Origin of the sequence: Catellatospora sp. NPDC049133, from assembly GCF_040648455.1 — a bacterium.
Classification (GTDB): domain Bacteria; phylum Actinomycetota; class Actinomycetes; order Mycobacteriales; family Micromonosporaceae; genus Catellatospora; species Catellatospora aurea.
In genome coordinates this window covers 21,987-28,652 of sequence record NZ_JBEZDT010000066.1, presented here as the reverse complement: position 1 = coordinate 28,652, position 6,666 = coordinate 21,987, and the positions used below count along the sequence as shown (strand labels likewise).

The window sequence follows — 6,666 nt, the reverse complement described above, 5'->3', positions numbered from 1 at the left end:
GGGCTGCGCCGCTACGCCGCGACCCGGCTGCCGGAGTACATGGTGCCCGCCGCGGTCGTCGTGCTCGACCGGCTTCCCCTCAACGCCAACGGCAAGCTTGATCGCAGGGCGTTGCCTGCTCCGCAGTATGCCGGTGGTGAGGCGGGCGGGCCGTTGTCGGCGCGTGAGGAGATCCTGTGCGGTCTGTTCGCGCAGGTTCTGGGCGTCGGCAGGGTGGGTGTCGACGACAGCTTCTTCGATCTGGGTGGTCATTCGCTGTTGGCGACGCGGCTGATCGCGCGGGTGCGTGCGGTGCTGGGGGTGGAGTTGGGGATTCGGGCGTTGTTCGAGTCTCCGACGGTGTCGGGTCTGTGCCGGGTGCTCGATGGGCTCGGTGTGGCGCGTCCGGCGCTGGTGGCGGGGGTGCGGCCGGAGCGGTTGCCGTTGTCGTTCGCGCAGCAGCGGTTGTGGTTCGTGGATCAGATGGACGGTGGTAGCGCGGTCTACAACGTGCCGTTGGCGTTGCGGCTGCGTGGCGGGTTGGACCGGGCTGCGCTGCGTGCGGCGCTGGGTGATGTGGTCGACCGCCACGAGGCGTTGCGAACGCTGCTGCCGGCGGTGGACGGGCGGCCGTACCAGCGGGTCCTCGATGTCGGCGCGGCGCCGGTCGTGGAGGAGGTCTCCCTCGCCGAGAGCGATCTGGCTGCCGGTCTGTCGGCGGCGGCAGGGTATGTCTTCGACCTGTCGGCCGAGTTGCCGATCCGGGCGTGGCTGTTCGACCTCGGACCCGACGAGTGCGTTCTGCTGCTGCTGACGCACCACGTCGCCAGCGACGGCTGGTCGCACGGTCCGCTGCTGCGCGACCTGTCACAGGCCTATACGTCACGCCTGTCCGATACCGCACCTGACTGGTCGCCGCTGCCCGTCCAGTATCCCGACTACGCCCTCTGGCAGCGAGAACTGCTCGGCGACGAGTCGGATGCAAGCCTCGCGGGTCAGCAACTGCAGTTCTGGCGTGGCGCGCTGGCCGGGGTGCCCGAGGAGCTTGCTCTGCCCTACGACCGTGCGCGGCCTGCGACGCCGTCGTATCGGGGTGGGGAGGTGCGCTTCGAGATCGGCGCTGACCTGCACCACCGGCTGGTGGACGTGGCTCGTGAGCATCAGGTGACGGTGTTCATGGTGGTGCAGGCCGCGCTGGCGCTGGCGCTGTCACGGTCAGGCGCCGGCACCGACATTCCGATCGGGACACCGGTGGCGGGCCGGCTCGATGAGGCGGTGCACGACCTGGTCGGGTTCTTCGTCAACACCCTGGTGCTGCGGACCGACGTGTCGGGCGATCCCACGTTCGCCGACCTGCTCGCCCGGGTGCGCGAGGCCGACCTCGCCGCGTTCGCCCATCAGGACGTGCCGTTCGAGCGCCTGGTCGAAGTGCTCAACCCCGTCCGCTCCACCGCCCGCCACCCCCTGTTCCAGGTCATGCTTGCCGTCGAGCCCGAAACCACGGGCCAGTGCGACCTGCCGGGAGTCGAAGCCAGCGAAGTACGGCTCGTGGCCGACGTGGCCAAGTTCGACCTCATCTTCAACCTCAAGCAGCGCTCCAGCGGCGACGGCACAGCGGCCGGCATCGACGGCTCGCTCGAATACGCGCTCGACCTGTTCGCCCCCGACACCGCCCGCGCGCTCGTCGACCGCGTGCTGCGGGTCCTGCACCATGGCCTGTCAGCGTCCGGCGACCCGATCGGCACCCTGGAAGTCCTGGCCGCGCAGGAGCGGGAACTGCTGCTCGACCGGTGGAACGACACCTCGCACCCGGTTCCCGCCGACACCCTCCCGGCCCTGTTCGAAGCCCAGGTCCGGGCAACCCCCGCCGCCGTGGCCGTCGTCCACGAGGGCGAGCAGATCACCTTCGCGGAACTGAACGCGTGTGCCAACCGCCTCGCGCGGCATCTGGTGTCCCTCGGCGCTGGGCCCGAGCGGTTCGTGGCCGTGGCGCTGCCCCGGTCGTTCGACCTCGTCGTCGCGATACTCGCCGTGCTCAAGACAGGTGCTGGCTACGTCCCGGTCGACCCGGAGTACCCGACCGAGCGGATCATATGGATGCTCGACGACGTTCGCCCGGAGCTGCTGATCACCACCCCTGCTGTCGCCGCTCTGCCCGGACCGGACGGTCCGCGTGTGCTCGTCGTCGGCGATGACCGGGAATACGCGGCGCTCGCCGACGATGATCTCGATGCGACGCGAGGCCTCGACGCCGCTCGGCTTCCCGCCTGCGTGATCTACACCTCCGGTTCGACGGGCAGGCCCAAGGGCGTCGTCGTCGCGCACCGCGGCATCGTCAACCACATCTGCTGGCTCCAGGCCGAATACCGGCTCACCGCCGCGGACCGGATTCTGCAGAAGGCGCCGATCACGTTCGACGTCTCGGTGTGGGAGCTGTTCCTGCCGCTCGTGACCGGCGCGACGATGGTGCTGGCACGCCCTGGCGGCCACCGCGACGCCGCGTATCTGGCGGACCTGATCCGTCGGGAGCACGTGACTGCGGCCGAGTTCGTGCCCTCGCTGCTGCGGATGTTCGTGGACGAGCCGGGCGCGGCGTCGTGCACGTCGTTGCGTCAGTTGGTCAGCGGTGGTGAGGAGCTCTCGCGGGAGCTTCGCGACCACGCGCTCTCGGTGCTCCCCGGCGTGCACCTGCACAACACGTACGGGCCGACCGAGACGACGATCGGCGTGACGTCGGGCGAATGCGTTCACGGCGGGGCGGGCATACTCGTCCCGATCGGCCGGCCGAACTGGAACACCCGGCTGTTCGTCCTCGATGAGCGGTTGCGGCTGGTGCCGGTCGGGGTGGCCGGTGAGTTGTACATCGCCGGTGGGGGTGTGGCGGCCGGTTATCTGGGGCGGCCGGATCTGACGTCGGCCCGGTTTGTCGCGTGCCCGTTCGGTGCCGGTGAGCGGATGTACCGGACCGGTGATGTGGTGCGCTGGACGCGGGAGGGTCAGCTGGACTATCTGGGCCGGGCCGATGACCAGGTGAAGGTGCGCGGGTTCCGGATCGAGCTCGGCGAGATCGAAGCGGCGCTGTCCGGGCATCAGTCGGTCGAGCAGGCGGCGGTGATCGTGCGCGAGGACCAACCAGGCGACCGCCGCCTCGTCGCCTACGTCGTCTCGTCAACTGATGTCAAGGCCGATGCTGCGGTGTTGCGCCGGCACTCCGCGACTCGTCTGCCCGAGTACATGGTTCCCTCCGCCGTAATCCTTCTGGACGCTCTGCCCCTCAACGCCAACGGCAAGCTCGATCGCAGGGCGTTGCCTGCTCCGCAGTATGCCGGTGGTGAGGCGGGCGGGCCGTTGTCGGCGCGTGAGGAGATCCTGTGCGGTCTGTTCGCGCAGGTTCTGGGCGTCGACAGGGTGGGTGTCGACGACAGCTTCTTCGATCTGGGTGGTCATTCGCTGTTGGCGACGCGGCTGATCGCGCGGGTGCGTGCGGTGCTGGGGGTGGAGTTGGGGATTCGGGCGTTGTTCGAGTCTCCGACGGTGTCGGGTCTGTGCCGGGTGCTCGATGGGCTCGGTGTGGCGCGTCCGGCGCTGGTGGCGGGGGTGCGGCCGGAGCGGTTGCCGTTGTCGTTCGCGCAGCAGCGGTTGTGGTTCGTGGACCAGATGGACGGTGGTAGCGCGGTCTACAACGTGCCGTTGGCGTTGCGGCTGCGTGGCGGGCTGGACCGGGCTGCGCTGCGTGCGGCGCTGGGCGATGTCGTCGACCGCCACGAGGCGTTGCGAACGCTGCTGCCGGCGGTGGACGGGCGGCCGTACCAGCGGGTCCTCGATGTCGGCGCGGCGCCGGTCGTGGAGGAGGTCTCCCTCGCCGAGAGCGATCTGGCTGCCGGTCTGTCGTCGGCGGCAGGGTATGTGTTCGACCTGTCGGCCGAGTTGCCGATCCGGGCGTGGCTGTTCGACCTCGGACCCGACGAATGTGTCCTGCTCCTGCTGACCCATCACATCGCCAGCGACGGCTGGTCACTCGGTCCGCTGCTGCGCGACCTGTCACAGGCCTATACGTCGCGGCTTGACGGCTCTGCTCCGACCTGGTCGCCACTTGCCGTCCAATACGCCGACCACACCCTGTGGCAGCGGGACCTGCTCGGTGACGAGTCCGCCGGAAGTCCGGCCGGTGACCAGCTGCAGTTCTGGCGGCAGGCGCTCGCCGGGATACCCGAGGAACTTGCCCTGCCCTACGACCGTGCGCGGCCCGCCACGCCGTCGCACCGGGGTGGCGAAGTGACGTTCGAGATCGGCGCTGACCTGCACCACCGGCTGTTGAACGTGGCTCGTGAGCACCAGGTGACGGTGTTCATGGTGGTGCAGGCCGCGCTGGCGCTGGCGCTGTCACGGTCAGGCGCCGGCACCGACATTCCGATCGGGACACCGGTGGCGGGCCGGCTCGATGAGGCGGTGCACGACCTGGTCGGATTCTTCGTCAACACCCTGGTGCTGCGGACCGACGTGTCGGGCGACCCCACGTTCGCCGACCTGCTCGCCCGAGTGCGCGAGGCCGACCTCGCCGCGTTCGCGCATCAGGACGTGCCGTTCGAGCGCCTGGTCGAAGTGCTCAACCCCGCCCGCTCCACCGCCCGCCACCCCCTGTTCCAGGTCACGCTGGCCGTCGAGCCCGAAACCACCGCCCAATGCGACCTGCCGGGAATCGACGCCACCGAGGAACGACTCGTCGCCGACGTGGCCAAGTTCGACCTCACCCTCAACCTGCGACAGCGCTCCACCGGCGACGGCACGGCAGGCGGCATCGACGGCTCACTCGAATACGCGCGCGACCTGTTCGACCCCGACACGGCCCGTTCACTGACGCAGCGATTCCGCCTGATCCTGGAGCAGGCGACCGCATACCCCCTGACACCGGTCGCGGACATGGAAATCCTGAACCAGGACGAAAGGGACCTGATACTCCGGCGCTGGAACGACGCCGCGCACACGGTGCCCTTCGAGCCGATGGCCGACCTGTTCGAAGCCCGGGTGCACAAGTCCCCGGACGCGGTGGCGCTGGTGGACGGGCCGCAGGAACTGACATTCGCCGAGCTGAACACGCGGGCCAACCGGCTGGCCCGGTATCTGGTGTCAGTAGGCGCAGGGCCGGGCCGGTTCGTGGTGGTGATGCTGCCACGGACCGCCGATGCGCTGGTCGCGGTACTGGCGGTGGTCAAGTCCGGGGCCGCCTACGTTCCGGTGGATCCGCGGTGGCCGGCCGAGCGCGCGCGGTTGGTGCGTGACGAGGCCGAGCCGGTCGCCGTACTGGACGACCCGAGCCTGTTCGAGCGACTGGGCCAGTGGCCCGATGGTGACCTGGCCGTGCCGGTGGACGCCGACAGCCCCGCGTACGTGATCTACACGTCGGGCTCCACCGGCCGGCCGAAGGGAGTGCTGGTCTCGCAGGGCAACGTCGTGAACTACCTGCACTGGGTCGTCGACGAGTTCGCCGACGGCGAGCTGTCCCGGGTGCTGGCCGCGACGTCGCTGAGCTTCGACGTGTCGGTGTTCGAGGTCTTCGGCACCTGGGCGACGGGCGGCTGCGTGGAACTGGCGCGCGACGTGCTGGCCCTGGGTGAGCTGCCCGCGACGTGGCCCGGAACGCTGATCTCGGCAGTCCCGTCCGCGTTGAGCCAGGTGCTGTCGGACGTGCCGGCCTTCGCATCGGTGCGCGCGGTGGTCCTCGCCGGGGAGGCGCTGCCGCGCAGCGTGCTGGACCGCGCCCGGACCGCGTTCCCGTCAGCGCGCGTGCTGAACATGTACGGGCCCACCGAGGCGGCACACGCCAGCGCATGGCGCGCCACCGGCGACGGCACTCCGCTGATCGGGTCGCCGCTGGCCAACGCACGCCTGTACGTGCTCGACGAGCGGCTGCGGCCGGTGCCCGTCGGGGTGGCCGGTGAGCTCTACATCGCCGGCCCCGGTGTGGCGGCCGGCTATCTGGGCCGTCCGGACCTGACCGCGGCCCGGTTCGTGGCCTGCCCGTTCAGCGCCGGCGAGCGCATGTACCGCACCGGCGACGTGGTGCGCTGGACGCCCGACGGCCAGCTCGACTACCTCGGCCGATCCGACGATCAGGTGAAACTGTGGGGTTTCCGGATCGAGCTCGGCGAGATCGAAGCCGTGCTGTCCGGCCACGGCTCGGTCGACCGGGCCGCGGTGGTCGTACGCGAGGACCGGCCCGGCGACCGCCGCCTGGTCGCCTACGTCATCGGATCCAGCGGGACAACCGTCGACGCCCCGGAACTGCGCCGGTACGCCGCGACCCGCCTGCCGGAGTACATGGTGCCCGCCGCGGTCGTCGCGCTCGACCGGCTTCCCCTCAACGCCAACGGCAAGCTCGACCGCAGAGCCCTGCCCGCACCACAGTACGCGGGCAGCGAGACGACCGGCCCGACGTCCGCGATCGAGGCGGCCCTGTGCGACCTCGTCGCAGAGATCGTCGGTGCGCGGCACGTCGGGATCGACGACGGATTCTTCGACCTGGGAGGCCACTCCCTGCTCGCCGCCGTGCTCGTCGCGCGGATCGGTGAGCGCTTCGGCGTGCGGATCGGGCTGCGGGAATTCGTCGCCCAGCCGACGGTGCGCGCCGTCAACGAACGTATCACCGCCCGCGCGGCCCAGTCGGCAGACGCCTGAAAGGCAGGGACA

1 protein-coding gene is annotated in these 6,666 nt (G+C 70.3%); it reads left to right on the top strand.

The window, feature by feature from the left end; translation table 11 throughout:
* Window positions 1-42 precede the first annotated feature (42 nt).
* On the top strand, window positions 43-6,654 hold the full coding sequence (locus AB0B35_RS41035) for an amino acid adenylation domain-containing protein (RefSeq protein ID WP_361056993.1): 6,612 nt from the start codon (window positions 43-45) through the stop codon (window positions 6,652-6,654).
* Window positions 6,655-6,666: the final 12 nt, after the last annotated feature.